The following is a 19912-nucleotide window of genomic DNA, read 5'->3' on the forward strand; positions in this document are numbered from 1 at the left end:
ACCGTGCGGGGCTTTTTTGCAGCCAGGGAATTACAGGCCAGCGGCTGAACGCAGTGCGTCGGCGCGGTCGGTTTTTTCCCAGGTGAAGGTGGTGAAGGTGTCTTCGCCAACAGTCTTGGTCTGCGGAGCACGACCGAAGTGGCCGTAGGCTGCAGTTTCCTGGTACATCGGGTGCAGCAGGTCAAGCATGGTGGTGATCGCGTATGGGCGCAGGTCGAACACTTCACGCACCAGTTTGATGATCTTGTCATCGCTGATCTTGCCAGTACCGAAGGTGTTCAGCGAGATCGAAGTCGGCTGGGCCACGCCGATGGCGTAGGACACCTGAATCTCGCAACGCTCGGCCAGGCCGGCAGCGACGATGTTCTTGGCAACATAACGGCCAGCGTAGGCCGCCGAACGGTCAACCTTCGATGGATCCTTGCCGGAGAATGCGCCGCCGCCGTGACGGGCCATGCCGCCGTAGCTGTCGACGATGATCTTGCGACCGGTCAGACCGCAGTCACCTACCGGGCCGCCAATGATGAACTGGCCGGTCGGGTTGATGTGGAACTGGGTGTCCTTGCTCAGCAGTTCGGCAGGCAGCACGTGCTTGACGATCAGTTCCATCACGCCTTCGCGCAGGTCTTTGTACGACACTTCAGGGTTGTGCTGGGTCGACAGAACCACGGCGTCGATACCAACCACCTTGCCGCCTTCGTAACGGCAAGTCACTTGTGACTTGGCGTCCGGACGCAGCCAAGGCAGCAGACCCGATTTGCGGGCTTCGGCCTGACGCTGCACCAGCTGGTGCGAGAAGGTGATCGGTGCTGGCATCAGCACGTCGGTTTCGTTGCTGGCGTAGCCGAACATCAGGCCCTGGTCGCCGGCGCCCTGATCTTCAGGCTTGGCACGGTCAACACCCTGGTTGATGTCAGGGGACTGCTTGCCGATGATGTTCATCACGCCGCAGGTAGCACCGTCGAAGCCGACTTCGGAGCTGGTGTAGCCGATGTCGCAGATCACGTCACGAACGATCTGCTCCAGGTCGACCCAGGCGCTGGTGGTCACTTCACCGGCCACGATGGCCACGCCGGTCTTGACCAGGGTTTCCACGGCAACGCGTGCGTGTTTGTCCTGGGCAATAATGGCGTCCAGCACCGCATCGGAAATCTGGTCGGCGATTTTGTCCGGATGTCCTTCAGACACGGACTCGGAGGTGAAGAGGGAGTATTCGCTCATCTCGATGTTTTCCTGAATTTACCGATGGTGAGTGTCGCCAGCCGGTCGCTGAAAGTGGCGAACCTGGATCTGGAAACCATTACGTAAGCCTACATAGAGGCTTTCCCCGGGAACGAGTCCCGCAGCGGTGGCCCAACGGGCCAAATCGTCCTGTTCAAACCCCAACCACAGATCACCGCAGGCCTCCCTGGCCCAACTCTGGTTGTGGCTACATAACTCTGTCACGAGCAGGCTACCGCCCGGTTGCAGCAGGCCGGCCATGTGCTTGAGCGCTTCGGCCGGCGCGGCGAAATGGTGCAACACCATGTTCAGTACCACGCAATCGGCCGTCAGGCTTGTGCCATTCAATGCATCGGCCAATTGCAGGCTGACGTTAGCCAGCCGTTCACGTTCACATACCTGACGCGCCAGTTCGAGCATCGCCGGGCTGTTGTCCAGCGCGGTTACGGTGCCGAAACGACGGGCCAGTTCCGGCAAAAAAGCACCATCACCGGGGCCGACTTCAATGGCCGTGGCTGCACCATTGAAGTTCAGTTTGTCGAGCAGGGCCAGCACGCTGTCGCGGTACTGCGGCAGGCCTGCGATCAAGTCTTGCTGGGCGCGGAATTTTTCCGCAACCCGGGTGAAGAAATCCTGGCTGGCGGCTTCACGTTGTCCGTGGACCTGCGCGATGCGCGTCTGCACGTCGTCCGGCAGCGCCAGATTGTCGACTTCTTCTAACAATGCGGCGTGCAACTTGCCGCCCAGCAATTCGGTGTGGGGCAGGGCGCGGCGATAAAAAATCGCGTTGCCTTCACGGCGTGTCGCCACCAGGTCGGCCTGGGCCAGCACCTTGAGGTGGTGGCTCATGCCGGACTGACCGATACCGAAAATCTGCGCCAGCTCCAGTACGCCGAACGAGTCGTTGGCCAGCGCGCGCAATACATTCAGGCGCAGCGGATCTCCACCGGCCTTGCACAGGGCCGCCAGCTCGTCGCAGTCGTCATGGCGAATGGAAGGCACGCGTAAGTTCATGGGGCAGCAGTCTAGTGACGGTGGGAAAGCGCCGCAAGGGCAATATCAAAAAGTTTTGATATTGCTCGATAGATGGCACTTCTCACTGGCTGGTTAACTCTACAAACGAACAGCGGAAAGGTTTCACCAGACGAAACCGCCGCCCAGCACGGGAAAAACGCCTCTGGATGACTATCTGTCATTGCCCCGAAGCGCTCCGGTGAGGGAAAATGCCCTCCTTTTTTCCGTTTCAATCTATTCACACCCAGGAGATCAGCGATGCCTAGCCGTCGTGAGCGTGCCAACGCCATTCGTGCCCTCAGCATGGATGCCGTGCAAAAAGCCAACAGCGGCCATCCCGGTGCCCCTATGGGTATGGCAGATATCGCCGAAGTACTTTGGCGCGACTACCTCAAGCACAACCCGAGCAACCCGTCTTTCGCCGACCGTGACCGCTTCGTGCTGTCCAACGGCCACGGCTCGATGTTGATCTACTCGTTGCTGCACCTGACCGGTTACGACCTGTCGATCGACGACCTCAAGCAGTTCCGTCAACTGCACAGCCGCACCCCGGGTCACCCGGAATTCGGCTACACCCCGGGCGTCGAAACCACCACCGGCCCGCTGGGTCAGGGTCTGGCCAATGCTGTCGGCTTCGCCCTGGCGGAAAAAATCCTGGGCGCGCAGTTCAACCGTCCTGGCCACGATATCGTTGATCACCACACCTACGTGTTCCTCGGTGATGGCTGCATGATGGAAGGCATTTCCCACGAAGTCGCTTCCCTGGCCGGTACGCTGGGTCTGGGCAAGCTGCTCGCCTTCTACGATGACAACGGCATCTCCATCGACGGCGAAGTCGAAGGCTGGTTCACCGATGACACGCCGAAGCGTTTCGAATCCTACAACTGGCAGGTAATCCGCAACGTCGACGGTCACGATCCGGAAGAGATCAAGACCGCCATCGAGACCGCGCGCAAGAGCCCGCTGCCGACCCTGATCTGCTGCAAGACCACCATCGGTTTCGGTTCGCCGAACAAGCAGGGCAAGGAAGATTGCCACGGCGCCCCACTGGGTGACGCGGAAATCGCTCTGACCCGTCAGGCGCTGAACTGGAACTACGGCCCGTTCGAAATCCCGGCCGACATCTATGCCGAGTGGGATGCCAAGGAAAAAGGTCGCGCTGCCGAAGCCGAGTGGGATCAGCGTTTCGCTGCCTACTCCGCTGCGTTCCCGACCGAAGCCAACGAACTGATCCGTCGTCTGAGCGGCGAACTGCCGGCTGACTTCGCGGAAAAAGCCTCGGCTTACATCGCTGAAGTGGCGGCCAAAGGTGAAACCATCGCCAGCCGTAAAGCCAGCCAGAACACCCTGAACGCGTTCGGCCCGTTGCTGCCGGAACTGCTCGGCGGTTCGGCTGACCTGGCCGGTTCCAACCTGACCCTGTGGAAAGGTTGCAAAGGCGTCAGCGCTGAAGATGCCAGCGGCAACTACATGTACTACGGCGTGCGCGAATTCGGCATGACCGCGATCATGAACGGCGTATCCCTGCACGGCGGTCTGGTGCCTTACGGCGCGACCTTCCTGATGTTCATGGAATATGCGCGCAACGCCGTGCGCATGTCGGCGCTGATGAAGAAGCGTGTGATCCACGTCTACACCCACGACTCCATCGGTCTGGGCGAAGACGGCCCGACGCACCAGCCGATCGAGCAACTGACCAGCCTGCGTACCACGCCGAACCTCGACACCTGGCGTCCAGCCGATGCCGTTGAATCGGCGGTGGCCTGGAAAAATGCGCTGGAGCGTAAGGACGGCCCTTCGGCGCTGATCTTCTCGCGTCAGAACCTGCAGCACCAGGAGCGCGATGCCGGCCAGATCGCCGATATCAGCCGCGGTGGCTACGTGTTGAAGGACTGCGCAGGCGAGCCTGAGCTGATCCTGATCGCCACCGGTTCGGAAGTTGGTCTGGCCGTTCAGGCCTACGACAAACTGACCGAGCAAGGCCGCAAGGTGCGTGTGGTTTCCATGCCTTGCACCAGTGTGTTCGATGCGCAGGACGCCGGCTACAAGCAATCGGTTCTGCCGTTGCAGGTCAGCGCCCGTATCGCGATCGAAGCGGCTCACGCCGACTTCTGGTTCAAGTACGTGGGTCTGGAAGGTCGTGTGATCGGCATGACCACCTATGGCGAATCGGCTCCGGCTTCGGCACTGTTCGAAGAATTCGGTTTCACCCTGGACAACATCCTGGGTCAGGCTGAAGAACTGCTGGAAGACTAAGCCGCAACACGGTGATCGAGCGGTCACCGCAATTCCCTGTGGGAGCTGGCTTGCCAGCGATAGCGTCCTATCAGTCAGCATTTATGTTGAAGCGGATGGCCCTATCGCTGGCAAGCCAGCTCCCACAAGGGATGTGTCGCAAATAAGCACTGTGTCTGCCCGCGTACTATCGAGAACCCCATGCCTCAACCGCGTCCCTACAAAGTTGCACTCAACGGCTACGGCCGGATTGGTCGTTGCGTCTTGCGTGCGTTGTTCGAGCGTGGCGAGAAGGCCGGGTTTGAAATTGTCGCGATCAACGATCTGGCGGACATGGCCAGCATCGAATACCTGACACGCTTCGACTCCACCCACGGCCGCTTTCCCGGCGAAGTGCGAGTAGAAGGCGATTGTCTGCATATTAATGGCGACTGCGTGAAGGTCCTGCGCAGTGCCACCCCCGAGGGCATCGACTGGGCGGCGCTGGGTGTCGACCTGGTGCTCGAGTGCTCCGGCGCTTACCACACTCGCGAAGACGGCCAGCGGTTCCTCAATGCCGGCGCGCCACGCGTGCTGTTTTCGCAACCGATGGCCAGCGAGGCGGATGTGGACGCCACCATCGTCTACGGCGTCAATCAGGATTGCCTGACCGGCGATGAGCTGCTGGTGTCCAACGCCTCCTGTACCACCAACTGCGGCGTGCCGCTTTTGCGTCTGCTGGACAAGGCGATCGGCCTGGATTACGTGTCGATCACCACGATTCACTCGGCAATGAACGATCAGCCGGTGATCGACGCCTATCACCACGAAGACCTGCGTCGCACCCGTTCGGCGTTCCAGTCGGTGATCCCGGTGTCCACTGGTCTGGCGCGTGGCATCGAGCGCCTGCTGCCGGAACTTGCCGGGCGAATTCAGGCCAAAGCCGTACGCGTGCCGACGGTCAACGTGTCCTGCCTCGACATCACGATGCAGACTGCCACCGCGACCGATGCCAGCGAGGTCAACCGGATCCTGCGCGAAGCCGCCACCAACGGCCCGCTCAAGGGGCTGCTGGCCTACACCGAGTTGCCGCACGCCAGCTGTGATTTCAACCATGACCCACATTCGGCCATTGTCGATGCCAGTCAGACCCGTGTTTCCGGCCCCAAACTGGTGAACATCCTGGCCTGGTTCGACAACGAATGGGGTTTTGCCAACCGAATGCTCGACGTTGCAGACCACTATCTGCAAACAGCGATTTCAAAAAAACCTGCTCTCTAAGAACAGTTACTCAGGAAGTGCGACCCATGACCGTGTTGAAGATGTCCGACCTCGATCTGCAAGGTAAGCGCGTATTGATCCGCGAAGACCTCAACGTCCCAGTCAAGGACGGTGTTGTCACCAGCGATGCGCGTATCCTGGCTTCGCTGCCGACCATCAAGCTGGCCCTGGAAAAAGGTGCGGCGGTGATGGTGTGTTCGCACCTGGGCCGTCCGACCGAAGGCGAGTTCTCCGCCGAGAACAGCCTCAAGCCAGTCGCCGACTACCTGAGCAAGGCCCTGGGCCGCGAAGTGCCGCTGGTGGCCGATTACCTGGGCGGCGTTGACGTCAAGGCCGGCGAGATCGTGCTGTTCGAAAACGTACGCTTCAACAAGGGCGAGAAAAAGAACGCCGACGAACTGGCTCAGCAATACGCCGCCCTGTGCGACGTGTTCGTGATGGACGCTTTCGGCACCGCGCACCGCGCCGAAGGTTCGACGCATGGTGTTGCCAAGTTCGCCAAGGTCGCCGCTGCCGGCCCGCTGCTGGCGGCTGAGCTGGACGCACTGGGCAAGGCGCTGGGCGCACCGGCCAAGCCGATGGCGGCCATCGTTGCCGGCTCCAAGGTGTCGACCAAACTCGACGTCCTCAACAGCCTGAGCCAGATATGCGATCAGCTGATCGTCGGCGGCGGCATCGCCAACACCTTCCTGGCTGCAGCCGGTCACCCGGTCGGCAAGTCGCTGTACGAGCCGGACCTGCTGGACACCGCGCGCGCCATCGCCGCCAAGGTCAGCGTACCGCTGCCGGTAGACGTGGTGGTGGCCAAGGAATTCGCCGAAAGCGCCGAAGCCACCGTCAAGCTGATCGCTGACGTTGCCGCTGACGACATGATTCTGGACATTGGCCCGCAAACCGCGGCCAACTTCGCCGAACTGCTGAAATCGTCGAAAACCATCCTGTGGAACGGCCCGGTCGGCGTGTTCGAATTCGACCAGTTCGGCAACGGCACCAAAGTGCTGGCCCAGGCCATCGCTGACAGCGCCGCGTTCTCCATTGCCGGCGGTGGCGACACCCTGGCGGCCATCGATAAATATGGCGTGGCCGAGCAAATCTCCTACATTTCCACCGGTGGCGGCGCGTTCCTCGAATTCGTCGAAGGCAAGGTGCTGCCAGCCGTTGAAGTCCTGGAAAGCCGGGCCAAGGCCTGAGGCCGCCCGTTTGGCCAGGCAAAGGAGTGTTCACATGGTCAAGTCGTTAGCGCTGTTGTTGCTGACCGGTACGCTGGCGGCCTGCGGGAGTAACCCGAAGGCCGAAGCGACGCCTGCGCCGGATGCGGCACAGAAAGGCTGCTATCAGGCCGACTGGCAGGCCGAAACCAACCCGGTGCTGAACAAGCGCTCGGGGCCGGACGGTCTGGACAAATACGAGACGCAAACCCCGGCCAAGGAACATGGTTGTCCTTGACCGGTCTGACTCTTTAACTCAGGGCTGGCGGCGTTGGCTGTCAGTCGAGGAACACGGATGAAAGGCTTGATCGCCATTGCGGCGTTGGCATTGTTGGGCGGTTGCGCGCAGATGAACCTGTTTCAGTCGTCCGCGCCTGCGGACAACTGGACCACCTGGACCTGCGACAGCCAGGCCAAAGTGCTGTGGCGCTACGCCGATGCCAGCCAGAAGGAAGTCGATGTACGGCTGGGCGGCGGTGATCAGGTCTATCACCTGAAAGAAGAGCCGGGCGCCTCGGGCGTGCTGTACAGCGACGGCATGCTGGCGTTTCACGTCAAGGGTGACGAAGGCCTGGTGTACTGGGTCGCCACCAATGACCTGATTGGCCGCGGCTGCAAGGCCGAGTAAACGAATACGCCGCAGATTCATTGTGGCAATGGCTTTTGTGGCGAGGGAGCTTGCTCCCGCTGGAGCGCGAAGCGATCCCAAAACCTTTCGGCGCGGTGTTTCGGAATGACCGTGTTGGCAGGTTTGACGACTGCTTCGCAGCCGAGCGCGAGCAAGCTCGCTCGCCACAGGTCGGTACACCTGCAGGTTTGGCTTTATCGAATCACCAGACCGGGCCTCAACCCCCGATCTGCAATCACTTGAATAGCCGCCGCCGCTCCGGCAGGCTGGCACGATTAACGACCCTCAACCGGGAGAGACACACACAATGGCACTTATCAGCATGCGCCAGATGCTGGACCACGCAGCCGAGTTCGGCTACGGCGTTCCAGCCTTCAACGTCAACAACCTTGAGCAGATGCGCGCCATCATGGAAGCCGCTGACAAGACTGACTCCCCGGTGATCGTCCAGGCTTCGGCCGGCGCCCGTAAATACGCCGGCGCGCCGTTCCTGCGTCACCTGATCCTGGCCGCGATCGAAGAATTCCCGCACATCCCGGTGTGCATGCACCAGGACCACGGGACCAGCCCTGACGTCTGCCAGCGCTCGATCCAGCTGGGCTTCAGCTCGGTCATGATGGACGGCTCCCTTGGCGAAGACGGCAAGACCCCGACCGACTACGAATACAACGTCCGCGTGACCCAACAGACCGTAGCCATGGCTCACGCCTGCGGCGTTTCGGTAGAAGGCGAGCTGGGCTGCCTGGGTTCGCTGGAAACCGGCATGGCCGGTGAAGAAGACGGCATCGGCGCTGAAGGCGTTCTGGATCACAGCCAGATGCTCACCGACCCGGAAGAAGCCGCTGACTTCGTCAAGAAGACTCAGGTCGATGCCCTGGCCATCGCCATCGGCACCAGCCACGGCGCCTACAAGTTCACCAAGCCACCTACCGGTGACGTGCTGGCGATCGACCGCATCAAGGAAATCCACAAGCGCATCCCGAACACCCACCTGGTGATGCACGGTTCTTCCTCGGTTCCGCAAGAGTGGCTGGCGATCATCAACCAGTACGGCGGCGACATCAAAGAAACCTACGGCGTGCCGGTTGAAGAAATCGTCGAAGGCATCAAGTACGGCGTGCGCAAGGTCAACATCGACACCGACCTGCGCCTGGCATCCACTGGCGCCATGCGTCGCCTGATGGCCACCAACCCGAGCGAATTCGACCCACGTAAATTCTTCGGCGCGACCGTGACGGCGATGCGTGACGTGTGTATCGCTCGTTATGAAGCGTTCGGTACTGCCGGTAATGCTTCGAAGATCAAACCGATCTCGTTGGAAGCGATGTATCAGCGTTATTTGAAGGGTGAGTTGAACGCGAAGGTTAACTAAGCCTGAACGTTAAGCTGCGCTGATAAAAAACCCGCCGAGAGGCGGGTTTTTTGTGGGTGGTGATTTCTTCGCGTAGCGCCACTGTTCATGAGGAGTGCCTGACAAGTTGATCTAACTGAGCTTTGCTTATTTCCAATAGATCTCAATGACTGTCAGATCTGACAGTAGGCAGCCTCAAGCGATACTCACAAGACAAGACTCCACCTCGTAATGGAGTACACAGCAATGACTATTAAGGACGTTAAACCCAAAGGCCCGGCCCCGGCGACCCTGCCAGTTGAGCCAAAAACGGAAGACCTCAAAAACTCCAAGGGGCCAGCTCCTTTCACACGCCCTAAGCGAACGGAGTAACCCCCCCCGGCTTTAGAATCCACAGACATGTGGATTCTTTTTTGCCTTGGGATTGATTGAGTCAATAGCTGTCTATGTGAGAAACCCGCCGAGAGGCGGGTTTCTTTGGGTGGTAGCATGAAAGAGATTAATTTCTATCTACTCGTCTCTGAAGTATTTTTAGAGAGAATTTTGAACCTCTACCCATTGTTGTGAGTGTGGTTACTATCGGTGCCAGAAATTCAGTTTTGTCATAGAAATGAAGTTTGCTTTTTTTACCGATCAGTAATCCACCATGCTTGCAGGTGATTTCGACTTCTGTTGTTTGGTTTGGAAGGTTGCTGAGTGTAACTGGGTAGTCATCTACCAGGATGTTGAAGCCAGTAACTTCGTTATCGTTGTTGGTCAGAGCAATTGTGCCGTTGTCTTCTCTACTAAGACGCTTAGGTTCGCTAAGAGGTCTATATACAAGATATATAGTGTAGGATTTGCCCATCCACTTGAAATAGAAGGTGTCATTTTCGTTAAATTCTAAGTGGTATGTCGATGCGTAAAGCATGTTTGTATAATCGTAGACAAGTGGCTTGCCCTCATTAAGTATGTTCTCGGTTTTAGGTATCATAAAGCCAATATTTGCAGTAACTGGCGCTCCGCCCTCTGTCGTGGAATGAAATAATTGTGCAGTGAAAGATTCGTCCTTGTCATAAATATCCATGGCGGCCTCGATTAGTGTGTGTTTGTGACTACGATAGTTTCAATGAGAAGAATAGATCTTTGGCAGTGATGGCGTGACTGTCAGAGTTGACAGGTTTTAAGATGATTTTGCTGTGATTGATATTGCGGAAAGTTTGATAGCGAAAGAAATTTCAAGAACTGGAGTATTAGCTTCGAACGTTGTACTTAAATTCCGCCTGAGGGGTAGTTACTTTGGGTTAAGGCTTGTCGGTCGTGCGCTCGTCCTACAGACATTGGCATTCGTCAGGAATATTCCGACAGGTTGCGTCGGTTGTCCCTCGGAAGTCGGCTGGATAGGCTGGTCGTGTCGCTGAAGCATCAGTGACCGGGTCTGGAAAACCCGATTCATACCAACTCGGCCCGTGGCATACTGCGGCGCTTTTCTGCTCGCGATGTAATGGCGGCTGTGCGCGGGAGGCCTTTGGGCCTGCCGGTTTGGGTTGGTTGACCGGTTTTTCCAGTCCGCGCTCAGCTGCCACCCTTTCGCCTGGAAAACGAAAATGGCGGCTGCAATTCAACCAGCCATGAATATGTTTACGATGATCAAACCAACACCCAATCCCCCCGAGGCGGAATCTACGTCGCCCTACGAATCCCTCGACTCGAAAAAGCTTCACGACGCTGCCGAACGGGCGCTCAATCACTACCTCAAGCCGAACGCTACCACCCTGAAGTTTCACAAACCCAGCACGATGTTCCAGGTGGCCCCGGGCATGGACAACGAAAGTCTGCTGGTTCATGCCTGTGAGTCACTCGCCTCCGCGAGCATCATGACCAGTGATATCGCGGCGTATGTGGATAGCCCGCAGCGGCATACGATTCTGGCGATACAGCAGATCATCATGTTGGCGGAGCTGGCGGAGCTGGCGGTGATTCGGGTGCTGGATAATGTGGAAATCACATCTTCAGAACTCCGCTGAACCCTTGTAGGAGTGAGCCTGCTCGCGATTGCGATCTGCCATTTAGCATTGTTGGCGCCTGATACGCCGTCATCGCGAGCAGGCTCGCTCCTACAATTGTGGGTTAACTGTATTTGTTCTGACTCCCTTAACTCGCTTAACTCGTGCCCATGGTTCTGAATTCGTCGATCAGGAAAACTCATATAAAAATATCTGTTTCTTAAAGGGTGGATAGTATTCAGTTGTCAGGTGATTTCTTTTTAAACGCAGGTTGTTTATTCCGAAGAGGTATAAGTGCCTGTCAGATATTACAGGTGTGCCGAAATAGGAAGCCGCCTACTATCGGCTTTCACTTGTCCCTCGGAAAGATAGAAATGAAAAACGAAAAAGAAATAAAAGGTGACGCTGGCGTTGACGACTCTTTATTTGGATATATGAAAATCACCTACAAGCATCAAGAGTATGGTGAGCATCCGAAGGAATTTAAAGATTATGGATTTTTATTTAAGGGGGAGAAGTCTTTTAAACTTCTTCCAAAGTACCGGGAGTTTGAAGGCCACAGGTATTATTTGGCATTGGTCTTTAAGGCAGGCCTTGTTATCAACGAGGAATATGAGCTGGGTGGAAAAGATGCGCCCGTTAGTGCGCATTTGGAGATTGATGATATAGAAGGTGATCGGCAGGCTAGCGGTACGTTTAAATTGTCAAGAAGTGGCGAATATCCGAAGGGAACATTCGATATTTATGAAGAGGGTGTCTTTGCGGCAGTGGGCGAATTTGAGTTCAAGAAGGAACCTTAGTTGGTACTGACTCAACGCGCACCGGCAGACTCATGGAGTCTGCCGGCTTGTCGGGTTTTGCATCACCTGTTGGTACATGCGAGTGTTATTTATCGTGATCAATATCCAGCTTGGTAAACGTCACCTGCCCACCCTCACTGGTATACCCGGTGTTGTCCTGCACATACACCCCGGCCTTGAAGTACAGCGGCTTGTTGCGCCAGGTGGCGCTGATCTGTGAATCCCACTGGTAACCCGCCGCGCTCACGCCGAGCGCACCGCCGGGGCTCAAGTGGATGAGGTAGTTGAATTCGTTGTCCAGTTTGATGCCGGTGGCGAGGGTAATGACGCGGCTTTCCTTGTCGTCGGGGTGCATGCGGACCTTGATCACCAGGTTGCCGTTCTGGGTCTTTTCCTTGTACTGGTATTCGAGCTTGACCATCGGGCGCTGGCTTTCATAGGCGTGGATCTGGCCGATGACGATCTTGCCGGAGCTGGGCACCTTGTTCACCGCGAGGGTCGCGCGCAGGGTGTTGTCCGCATCCGGGTAGTACCAGTTGCGCAGGGTGCCGTTGCTGAAGGTTTCGCGCAGTTCGGTGCGCGGGTATATGGCGTTTTCGGTTTTTGACCCGGTAACCGGTGACCAGAAAAACAGCGTGCCGGTGTCGGAATGGAAGTACTGATCCTTGAAGCCATTCACCAGTTTGGAGGTTTCGACGGTGTACGGCGGACTGCCGACGGGAACGCTGAGGTTCCAGGTTGCGAGATCGATCATGTCGGTTCTTCCACTCAATTCATCCTGAACGCGAGTGCCAGAAGCTCTAGCCCGCGCCTTTTCGGGCGGCAGTTATAAGCGTAGAGGAGTTTTTTGTTAACGCCCGTTTGGCAGATGATTGGCGTCAACATCCTGTCGAAATGCCATCTGCGCCGGTTTTCGGGGGCTGCAGGGGTGACCGTTAGTCGGTAAGTCGCCGCTTTGGCTAAATGATGGCGGCGTGACAGCTTCTGCTTTCACAGATCCGCGACTAGAGTGATGGCTCAGTAACTGTACGGTTTTCACGAGAAACCGGCCGATAGTCCGACAAGAGATGTCCCGACAAGAGAAGCAGCATGGAATGCGCGCAACCCCAGCCAGGTGAAGGCAGCTCTGTCCTTTTGATCGTTGATGATTACCCTGAAAACCTGATCAGCATGCGCGCGTTGCTGCAGCGTCAGGATTGGCACGTCATGACCGCTGCCTCCGGCTTCGAGGCGCTCAATTTGCTGCTTGAACACGACGTCGATCTGGTGCTGCTGGATGTGCAGATGCCGGGCATGGACGGTTTTGAAGTCGCGCGACTGATGCGCGGCAGCCAGCGCACACGCCTCACGCCGATCATTTTCCTCACCGCCAACGAACAGTCCCAGGATGCCGTAATCAAGGGCTATGCCAGTGGCGCGGTGGATTACCTGTTCAAGCCGTTCGATCCGCAGATCCTCAAACCGAAAGTCCAGGCGTTGCTCGAACACCAGCGCAACCGCCGCGCCTTGCAGCGCCTGAGTCATGATCTGGAGGTCGCGCGGGCCTTCAATGCCTCGGTGCTGGATAACGCGGCGGAAGGCATTCTGGTACTCGGCGAGGACGGTTTGATCCGCTTCGCCAACCCGGCGATTTCGCGATTGCTCAACGCGCCGGTGAAGGAGCTTGAGGGCAAGGAGTTTCTCGATTTCCTGCAGAAACCGCACATTCCGCTGTGGGCCGATTCCGAGTTGCTGGCCGGCTACAAGCGCGGCGAGACGTTGCGTCTGCACGACGCGCTGTTGCGCACGGCGCCGGGGCAGCAAGTGCCGGTGGCGTTGTCCTGTGCGCCGTTGCCCGCCGAGCAGCGGGCGATGGTGGTGACGGTGCTGGACATGTCGGTGGTACGTCACCTGCATCAGCAACTGGAATTTCAAGCGGTCACCGATCCGTTGACCGGTCTGCTCAATCGCCGGGGTTTTTATCAGACGGTGGAGAACCTGCTGTTGCGCGGTGAGCGCAGCGACAGCAGCTGGGTGCTGCTTTATCTGGATCTCGATGGCTTCAAACGGGTCAATGATTCCCTTGGTCATGATGCCGGAGACCGGGTGCTGCGCTGGGTCTCCGAGCAATTGAAAGCCTGTCTGCGGCCGTTCGACATTCTGGCGCGCATGGGCGGTGATGAGTTCACCGCGCTGCTCGATCTGGAGTTTCCCGAGCAGGCGGCGAAGATTGCCGAGAAGCTCATCGAGCGGGTATCGGTCTGTCAGCAGATCGAGGGATTGGATATAGCCCTCGGCGCGAGTATCGGCATCGCCACCTACCCGGATTGCGGTTCTAACCTCGACGGCTTGCTGCGCGCCTCGGACATCGCCATGTATGAGGCGAAGCGCGCCGGGCGTCAGCAGTATCGTTTTTATGATCACGAAATGAACGGTCGCGCCCGCTCGCGGCTGATGCTTGAGGAAAGCGTGCGCAACGCCATCGAGAACCGCGATTTCAATCTGGTGTATCAGCCGCAAGTGGCGATCGACAGTGGGCAGATCCGCGGTTTCGAGGCGCTGCTGCGCTGGCAGCACCCGAGCGTCGGCGATGTGCCGCCGGGGCTGTTCCTGCCGTTACTGGAAGAGGCGCGGCTGATCAGTCGGCTCGGCAGCTGGATCTATCATCGCGGCGCCGGCCAGCGCAAAGCCTGGGAAACCCTGTTTGCCGAGGATCTGGTGCTCGGTGTGAGTTTGAGCAACACCCAGTTCGGTCTGCCGAACCTGGTCACCGAGTTGCGTCAGGTGCTGGAGCGGCACGCGCTGCAGCCACGGCAACTGGAGGTGGAAATCACCGAAGACGCGCTGATGCACAACCCCGACGAAACCCGCAAACAGCTGCGTTTGCTGCGCAATCTCGGGGTACGGGTGGCGCTGGATGATTTTGGTTCGGGGCCGTGTTCGCTGGCGCACCTGCGTGATCTGGAACTGGATACGCTCAAGCTGGATCGACACCTGATTGCGCGGCTGCCGGATTCGACGCGCGACGCGGCACTGGTCAGCAACGTGATTAATCTGTGTAAACAATACGGCTTGCTGGTGATCGCCGAAGGTGTGGAAACCATCGAGCAGTATCAATGGCTGCAGGCGCATGGCTGCGAATACGTGCAGGGTTTCCTGGTGGCGCGTCCGCTGACCTCCGAAGACGCCGCCAGCTTCGCCGAGCCCTTCGACTGGAGCGCGCTGCCGGTTTGAATTCGCTACACTGGCGCTCTTTTCGAACCGTGTTGCCGTGTCCATGACTGCGTTGAAATACCTCCAGGCCTATCCCGCGCAATTGCAGGATCAGGTGCGCCAACTGATCGCCGAACAGCGTCTGGGTGACTACCTGAGCCAACGCTATCCGGGGCGTCACGATGTGCAGAGCGACAAGGCGCTGTACAGCTACGCGCTGGACCTGAAGCAGGAATACCTGCGCAACGCGCCGGCCATCGACAAGGTGCTGTTCGACAACCGCCTCGACCTGACGCACCGCGCGCTGGGCCTGCACACCACGGTCTCGCGGGTGCAGGGCGGCAAGCTCAAGGCCAAGAAAGAGATTCGCATCGCCTCGTTGTTCAAGGAGGCGGCGCCCGAGTTTCTGAAGATGATCGTCGTGCATGAACTGGCGCACTTCAAGGAATCGGATCACAACAAGGCTTTCTACAAATTGTGCGAACACATGCTGCCGGGGTATCACCAGGTCGAGTTCGATCTGCGGGTGTACCTGACGTGGCGTGATATGCAATGAAGATCAAAAGATCGCATTGCATCTGTAGGAGCTGCCGCAGGCTGCGATCTTTTAACGTTGGGAGTGTTTAGATGGACGTAAGCAAGACCAAAAGCAGTTTTTACCGGCGCCTGTACGTGGCCTACCTGATCGACAGCGGCCTGGCCCCAAGCGTCCCGGCGCTGACCGAAGTGACCGGCATGCCCCGGCGCACGGCGCAGGACACCATCGCGGCGCTGGCGGATCTGGATATCGTCTGTGAGTTCGAGCAGGAAGAGGGCGCGCGCAATCATGCCGGGCGCTATCGGATTCGCGAATGGGGGGCGATCGATCGCGGGTGGATCGAGCGCAATCTGCGGCAGATCAAGGCTGTGCTGGAGTATCCCTGAGTCCTGCGGTGTCTGAGCTGACACAATCGCTGGCAAGCCAGCTCCCACAAGGATCTCCAGCGAATACAGTTATTGTGAACAACCGCTGAACCTGTGGGAGCTGGCTTGCCAGCGATGAGGGCCTCAGGAACGACGCATGCCTATGTGCGGAATGTCATCCTCCAGATACTCCTCACCCACCGCCACGAACCCGTACCTGCCGTAATACCCCTGCAAATGCGCCTGCGCCGACAGATAGATCGGCACCTGCGGCCAATGCTTCTCGGCCTGTTTCAGCGCGTGTTCCATCATCACATGCGCCAGCCCTTTGCCACGGCCCTGCGGCGCTATGATCACGCGCCCGATCACCACGTCACCGCCCTGGGACTCGGGATCGAGCAGGCGCAGATAGGCCAACAGTTGATCATCTTCCCAACCCATGAGGTGATGAGTGTCGCCGTCCAGATCCTGGCCGTCGAGGTCCGGGTAGGCGCATTTCTGTTCGACCACAAATACGTCCGAGCGCAGTTTCAGCAACGCGTACAACTGTTCTTTGCCCAGATCGCTGTGATGCTTGCAGATCCACTCGATTGTCATCTTCCGACTCCTTGAAATCCGTCGCCCGATACTAAGCGCACAGGCCCTGGATGTCTGTATGGCGGAACAGTCTGTGACAAAGGTCAAAATGCCATCATTCCTTTCTCGCGACCTTCGCTGCTTTGTGTAATCTGCTGGAAAGCGCTGTGCACTGGCTTCAATGAGCTAATGTTAGGGCCTGGGTTTCGCCGGTAAGGAGCCTTTAGGTTTTGACTGAAAACACGCCGGGCAGCCCGCCCGCTAAGGATTTTCAAGCATGCCGCGACTGCATCGAGCCTTTGCTTTGATCGGATTGCTCTTGCTGGCCCAAACCGCCGCAGCGGACAAGTTGCGGCTGGTGTTCGATATCTGGCCACCCTTTACCGACGACACGCTGGTCAACGGTGGCCTGGCCACCGACATCGTCAGCACGGCGCTGGCGCGGGCCGGTTATGCCAGCGACTACGAGCAGGTGCCGTGGGCGCGGGCGCTGCTGGGGGTGGGCGAAGGACGATACGACGTGCTGGTCAACGCCTGGTACAACGACGAACGGACCAAGATCGGCCAGTTCTCTGGCGAATACCTGCTCAATCGCATCCGCTTTCTCAAGCGCAAGGACACGCCGCTGGACTACAGCAGCCTGGAACAACTGCACACCTACCCGGTGGCGGTGGTGCGCGGTTATGCCTACTCGCAGGCGTTCGATGCCGATACCGCGCTGGAGAAAGTCCCTGTGCATAACTTCGCCATGGCCGTGCGCATGCTGGCGGCGGATCGGGTCAAGTTGACCCTGGAAGATGAATACGTCGCGCGCTATTACCTGGCCCGTGAATCAGCCAAAGTGCGCAACGCCGTGGAGTTCCTGCCCAAGCCGTTGAGCGAGAACAGCCTGCATATTTTGGTGAGTCTGAAGAATCCGCAGCATGAGCAGATTGTGGCCGGGTTCGATAAGGCGATTGCGGCGATGAAGGCGGATGGGAGTTATGACAAGTTGCTGAGGCAGCATGGGATGTGAGCATCTGATCCCGGAGTTGTGTTGTTGCTGATGCCCTCATCGCTGGCAAGCCAGCTCCCACAGGTTTTGCGGCGTGCACAAGTCAATGTGGGAGCTGGCTTGCCAGCGATGGGGCCAGTCCGGTCACCTTAAGCCTCGCTGGTGTCCTTGATCAGATGCGCCGCCAACGTGCGCAATGGCCCCAACTGCCGGCAGATCAACGCCAGTTGCGTTTGCACCAACCGCTGCCCTTCATCGATCTCGTCCGGCATCTGCTCCAGCTCGTTGGCCAGCGCTTCCTCTTCGTCGCTCTGGATCGCCACCGGCTGCTTGTTCGCCAGGCCTTGGGCGATTTCATCGATGCTCGTCGCCAGCTTCACCCCGGCACCATCAATCAAATGCTCACGCACATCGGCTGGTAATTGGGTTTCCCTGTGTGCGCCAAGCCCTGACAGGTAACTCAATAAGGTGTGCGACAGCACCAGAAAACGGAAACCGACATCCGCTTCCTTCCGGAAATGCCCCGGCTCCATCAGCATGTTGGCCAAGGTGGTCGACAGCGCCGCGTCGGCGTTGTGTGCGTTGCGCCGGGCCAGGCGATAGGCGAGGTCGTCGCTCTTGCCGGCGGCGTATTGCTGCATGATCTGGCGCAGGTAGATGCTGTTGCAGGTCAGGGTGTTGGCCAGCACCTTGTTCAGGCGCCGACCCTGCCAGTCCGGCAGGAACAGGAACACCGTCAGGCCGGCGATCAGGCTGCCGAGCAGGGTATCGAACAGGCGTGGCAGGAACAGCCCGTAGCCATCGCCGATCTGGTTGAAGCAGAACAGCACCATGATCGTGATCGCCGCCGTCGCCAGGGTGTAGCGCGTGGTGCGGTTGGTAAAGAACACCACCCCGGCGGCGATGGCGAAGCACGACTGCACCAGCGGGCTGGGGAACAGATCGAACAGCGCCCACGCCACGGTCAGGCCGATGGCGGTGCCGAGAATCCGCTGCCCGAGTTTGCGCCGGGTCGCGCCGTAGTTCGGCTGGCAGACGAACAGCGTGGTAAGGATGATCCAGTAGCCCTGCGACGGGTGAATCAGGTGCACCATGCCATAGCCGATACTCAGCGCCAGCGGCAGGCGCAGGGCGTGGCGGAACAGCAACGAGGTTGGTGTCAGCTGCGTGCGCAAGCGAATCCATACGTCCTTGAGGTTGCGCGGCGAGCGGTCGAGCAGGCTGCTGTCGGTGGCGTCCGCCAAAGCGTCAGGGTTGCTCGCGTCGCTGAGCAAGCGGTCGAGGGTGCCAAGGTTGGCGGCCAGTGCGCGCAGCGAGCGCAGGAGGCCGCGCCACGCCGGATTGCTCTGGATGCGCAAGTGTTCGAGGGAGGCGTCGAGGTCAGTCAGCGCTTCGGCAAAACTGGCGTCGTAGACGAACGGCTGGCGCATCTGGATCGATTCGGCCAGCGCGCGGCAGGCCTTGCCCTGCTGGCGCAGCAGGCGCTGGCAGCGGAACAGCACGTCGCTGTGGAAGAACGCATCAGCCAGCGCGTTATAGGGATAGTGCGAGGAGCTGGCGCGTTCGTGGATGTCCTGAGCGAGGAAGTACAGCTTCAGATAACGGCTGACTTTCGAACCCGGACGGCCGTTGCCGACCCGGTGCAGGATGATTTCCTTGGCACTGTTCAGCGCGGCGACCACGCGACCGTTTTGCTGCGCCAGTTCAAGTCGCCGACCTTCGACGTCCAGTTGGCGGATCGGCTCGAACAGCGAGGCTTTGAGCTTCAGATAGAAACCCAGTTCACGGAACAGCCGCGCCAGACTCTGCTGCACCGGCTGGTTGGAAAACAGCGCCTGCCACAACACCGACAGCAGGCCGTACCATGCGGCGCCGGCCACCAGCAGCATCGGCTCGTGCCAGAAATCGGTGACCGCGCCGCCGCGCTGATCCACGCCGATCATGGTGTAAACCGACAGAATCAACGTCGCCGAGGCAATCGCGCCGTAACGCTCGCCGAGCGCACCGAGCATGGTCAGACCGAAACTGGCCAGCGCCAAGGCGATGGCGAATACGATGGGGTAGGGGAAGAGCAGCTCCACCGACAGCGCGGCGATACTGAAACACACCAGCGTCACTGCCAGCGCGTTGAGGCGGCCCTGCCAGCTGTCGTCGGTCTCGGCCAGGGCGCTGGCGATGATCCCGAGGAATAACGGGATCAGCAGGCCCATTTCATCCTGATACCAACACAGCGCCATGCTGCCGGTCAGGGCGATGAACACCCGCACGCTGTAGCTGAATTTATCCAGCGCCCACAGGCGCCGCAAAGACTGACGAAACGAGGTCGAGGACATGAAGTGCGAAGGCCTTCCGAGGCGATGCCGCTAAATTGAGCCAGTAATGACGCCGACGCAATGGCGCCGATCACATCTGACAGCAAAAAGTGTTCCTTACAAGCGTTTGGGTAAAGAAGTGACTTATACCTGTGGCGAGGGAGCTTGCTCCCGCTCGGCTGCGCAGCAGTCGTAAATCCAGTCATGCGTTACTTCAGGTTAACCGCGATTCA

At 58.7% G+C, this 19912-nt stretch carries 18 protein-coding genes; 12 read left to right on the forward strand and 6 right to left on the reverse strand.

What is annotated here, in order from left to right:
• Nucleotides 1-30 precede the first annotated feature (30 nt).
• Both metK and ACU680_RS16290 read right to left on the reverse strand, forming a co-directional pair.
• The gene (gene metK, locus ACU680_RS16285; RefSeq protein WP_003229025.1) at nucleotides 31-1221 is read right to left on the reverse strand and encodes a methionine adenosyltransferase; all 1191 of its coding nucleotides are present in this window, start codon (nucleotides 1219-1221) and stop codon (nucleotides 31-33) included.
• An 18-nt stretch (nucleotides 1222-1239) separates the two neighbouring features.
• Nucleotides 1240-2235: an ArsR/SmtB family transcription factor gene (locus ACU680_RS16290; RefSeq protein ID WP_108588985.1), complete on the reverse strand. Its 996-nt coding sequence runs from the start codon at nucleotides 2233-2235 to the stop codon at nucleotides 1240-1242.
• Between the two features lie 258 nt (nucleotides 2236-2493).
• Here ACU680_RS16290 and tkt point away from each other — a divergent pair, with 258 nt between their 5' ends.
• The 6 genes from tkt (at nucleotide 2494) to fba (ending at nucleotide 8938) form a co-directional block, all read left to right on the forward strand.
• Nucleotides 2494-4491 carry a transketolase gene (gene tkt, locus ACU680_RS16295; RefSeq protein WP_448179966.1) on the forward strand — a complete coding sequence of 666 codons (1998 nt, stop codon included), beginning with the start codon at nucleotides 2494-2496 and terminating at the stop codon, nucleotides 4489-4491.
• Between the two features lie 180 nt (nucleotides 4492-4671).
• The gene (gene epd, locus ACU680_RS16300; protein ID WP_448179967.1) at nucleotides 4672-5730 is read left to right on the forward strand and encodes an erythrose-4-phosphate dehydrogenase; all 1059 of its coding nucleotides are present in this window, start codon (nucleotides 4672-4674) and stop codon (nucleotides 5728-5730) included.
• Nucleotides 5731-5756: 26 nt separating this feature from the next.
• The gene (locus ACU680_RS16305) at nucleotides 5757-6920 is read left to right on the forward strand and encodes a phosphoglycerate kinase (RefSeq protein WP_448179968.1); all 1164 of its coding nucleotides are present in this window, start codon (nucleotides 5757-5759) and stop codon (nucleotides 6918-6920) included.
• 34 nt (nucleotides 6921-6954) lie between these two features.
• Nucleotides 6955-7176 (forward strand): hypothetical protein, encoded by a 222-nt coding sequence (locus ACU680_RS16310; RefSeq protein WP_007961876.1) that lies wholly within the window; start codon nucleotides 6955-6957, stop codon nucleotides 7174-7176.
• Nucleotides 7177-7233: 57 nt separating this feature from the next.
• Nucleotides 7234-7566, forward strand: a complete 333-nt coding sequence (locus tag ACU680_RS16315; RefSeq protein ID WP_448179969.1) for an MliC family protein — start codon at nucleotides 7234-7236, stop codon at nucleotides 7564-7566.
• Nucleotides 7567-7873: 307 nt separating this feature from the next.
• Nucleotides 7874-8938 carry a class II fructose-bisphosphate aldolase gene (gene fba / locus ACU680_RS16320; RefSeq protein ID WP_003177554.1) on the forward strand — a complete coding sequence of 355 codons (1065 nt, stop codon included), beginning with the start codon at nucleotides 7874-7876 and terminating at the stop codon, nucleotides 8936-8938.
• 478 nt (nucleotides 8939-9416) lie between these two features.
• Here fba and ACU680_RS16325 read toward each other — a convergent pair whose 3' ends face one another.
• Nucleotides 9417-9983 (reverse strand): hypothetical protein, encoded by a 567-nt coding sequence (locus tag ACU680_RS16325; protein WP_448179970.1) that lies wholly within the window; start codon nucleotides 9981-9983, stop codon nucleotides 9417-9419.
• A gap of 559 nt (nucleotides 9984-10542) precedes the next feature.
• Here ACU680_RS16325 and ACU680_RS16330 point away from each other — a divergent pair.
• Nucleotides 10543-10923, forward strand: a complete 381-nt coding sequence (locus ACU680_RS16330; protein ID WP_448180050.1) for a DUF6124 family protein — start codon at nucleotides 10543-10545, stop codon at nucleotides 10921-10923.
• Nucleotides 10924-11276: 353 nt separating this feature from the next.
• On the forward strand, nucleotides 11277-11702 hold the full coding sequence (locus ACU680_RS16335; protein ID WP_448179971.1) for a hypothetical protein: 426 nt from the start codon (nucleotides 11277-11279) through the stop codon (nucleotides 11700-11702).
• Nucleotides 11703-11787: 85 nt separating this feature from the next.
• On the opposite strand, the gene ACU680_RS16340 is transcribed toward ACU680_RS16335, so the two are convergent.
• Nucleotides 11788-12456, reverse strand: coding sequence for a polysaccharide lyase family 7 protein (locus tag ACU680_RS16340; protein WP_448179972.1), 669 nt, complete (start codon nucleotides 12454-12456; stop codon nucleotides 11788-11790).
• Nucleotides 12457-12791: 335 nt separating this feature from the next.
• Between ACU680_RS16340 and ACU680_RS16345 the strand changes: the two genes are divergently transcribed.
• The 3 genes from ACU680_RS16345 to ACU680_RS16355 all read left to right on the forward strand — a co-directional run bounded on the left by ACU680_RS16345 (nucleotide 12792) and on the right by ACU680_RS16355 (nucleotide 15818).
• On the forward strand, nucleotides 12792-14915 hold the full coding sequence (locus ACU680_RS16345; RefSeq protein ID WP_448179973.1) for a putative bifunctional diguanylate cyclase/phosphodiesterase: 2124 nt from the start codon (nucleotides 12792-12794) through the stop codon (nucleotides 14913-14915).
• Between the two features lie 43 nt (nucleotides 14916-14958).
• On the forward strand, nucleotides 14959-15450 hold the full coding sequence (locus ACU680_RS16350) for a M48 metallopeptidase family protein (RefSeq protein WP_095137492.1): 492 nt from the start codon (nucleotides 14959-14961) through the stop codon (nucleotides 15448-15450).
• A 71-nt stretch (nucleotides 15451-15521) separates the two neighbouring features.
• Nucleotides 15522-15818, forward strand: a complete 297-nt coding sequence (locus ACU680_RS16355; RefSeq protein ID WP_003229005.1) for a winged helix-turn-helix domain-containing protein — start codon at nucleotides 15522-15524, stop codon at nucleotides 15816-15818.
• A gap of 123 nt (nucleotides 15819-15941) precedes the next feature.
• Here the strand turns inward: ACU680_RS16355 and ACU680_RS16360 are convergent, their stop codons facing one another.
• Complete coding sequence (locus ACU680_RS16360; RefSeq protein WP_448179974.1) at nucleotides 15942-16394, reverse strand: GNAT family N-acetyltransferase; 453 nt, start codon at nucleotides 16392-16394, stop codon at nucleotides 15942-15944.
• A gap of 256 nt (nucleotides 16395-16650) precedes the next feature.
• On the opposite strand from ACU680_RS16360, the gene ACU680_RS16365 reads away from it, so the two are divergent.
• Nucleotides 16651-17388: a substrate-binding periplasmic protein gene (locus ACU680_RS16365; RefSeq protein ID WP_007969693.1), complete on the forward strand. Its 738-nt coding sequence runs from the start codon at nucleotides 16651-16653 to the stop codon at nucleotides 17386-17388.
• Between the two features lie 128 nt (nucleotides 17389-17516).
• Here ACU680_RS16365 and yccS read toward each other — a convergent pair whose 3' ends face one another.
• Nucleotides 17517-19700: a YccS family putative transporter gene (gene yccS / locus ACU680_RS16370; RefSeq protein WP_448179975.1), complete on the reverse strand. Its 2184-nt coding sequence runs from the start codon at nucleotides 19698-19700 to the stop codon at nucleotides 17517-17519.
• Nucleotides 19701-19912 lie beyond the last annotated feature (212 nt).

This window comes from Pseudomonas sp. LF020, assembly GCF_053456425.1.

Excerpts from the sequence above, each read along its gene's own strand:
- ACU680_RS16350 (WP_095137492.1), top strand. The coding sequence starts at position 14,959 with ATGACTGCGTTGAAATACCTCCAGGCCTATCCCGCGCAATTGCAGGAT.
- ACU680_RS16330 (WP_448180050.1), top strand. The coding sequence starts at position 10,543 with ATGATCAAACCAACACCCAATCCCCCCGAGGCGGAATCTACGTCGCCC.
- ACU680_RS16315 (WP_448179969.1), top strand. The coding sequence starts at position 7,234 with ATGAAAGGCTTGATCGCCATTGCGGCGTTGGCATTGTTGGGCGGTTGC.
- ACU680_RS16365 (WP_007969693.1), top strand. The coding sequence starts at position 16,651 with ATGCCGCGACTGCATCGAGCCTTTGCTTTGATCGGATTGCTCTTGCTG.
- ACU680_RS16290 (WP_108588985.1), bottom strand. The coding sequence starts at position 2,235 with ATGAACTTACGCGTGCCTTCCATTCGCCATGACGACTGCGACGAGCTG.
- fba (WP_003177554.1), top strand. The coding sequence starts at position 7,874 with ATGGCACTTATCAGCATGCGCCAGATGCTGGACCACGCAGCCGAGTTC.
- epd (WP_448179967.1), top strand. The coding sequence starts at position 4,672 with ATGCCTCAACCGCGTCCCTACAAAGTTGCACTCAACGGCTACGGCCGG.
- ACU680_RS16360 (WP_448179974.1), bottom strand. The coding sequence starts at position 16,394 with ATGACAATCGAGTGGATCTGCAAGCATCACAGCGATCTGGGCAAAGAA.
- ACU680_RS16345 (WP_448179973.1), top strand. The coding sequence starts at position 12,792 with ATGGAATGCGCGCAACCCCAGCCAGGTGAAGGCAGCTCTGTCCTTTTG.
- ACU680_RS16310 (WP_007961876.1), top strand. The coding sequence starts at position 6,955 with ATGGTCAAGTCGTTAGCGCTGTTGTTGCTGACCGGTACGCTGGCGGCC.
- ACU680_RS16335 (WP_448179971.1), top strand. The coding sequence starts at position 11,277 with ATGAAAAACGAAAAAGAAATAAAAGGTGACGCTGGCGTTGACGACTCT.
- metK (WP_003229025.1), bottom strand. The coding sequence starts at position 1,221 with ATGAGCGAATACTCCCTCTTCACCTCCGAGTCCGTGTCTGAAGGACAT.
- ACU680_RS16340 (WP_448179972.1), bottom strand. The coding sequence starts at position 12,456 with ATGATCGATCTCGCAACCTGGAACCTCAGCGTTCCCGTCGGCAGTCCG.
- ACU680_RS16325 (WP_448179970.1), bottom strand. The coding sequence starts at position 9,983 with ATGGATATTTATGACAAGGACGAATCTTTCACTGCACAATTATTTCAT.
- tkt (WP_448179966.1), top strand. The coding sequence starts at position 2,494 with ATGCCTAGCCGTCGTGAGCGTGCCAACGCCATTCGTGCCCTCAGCATG.
- ACU680_RS16305 (WP_448179968.1), top strand. The coding sequence starts at position 5,757 with ATGACCGTGTTGAAGATGTCCGACCTCGATCTGCAAGGTAAGCGCGTA.
- ACU680_RS16355 (WP_003229005.1), top strand. The coding sequence starts at position 15,522 with ATGGACGTAAGCAAGACCAAAAGCAGTTTTTACCGGCGCCTGTACGTG.
- yccS (WP_448179975.1), bottom strand. The coding sequence starts at position 19,700 with ATGTCCTCGACCTCGTTTCGTCAGTCTTTGCGGCGCCTGTGGGCGCTG.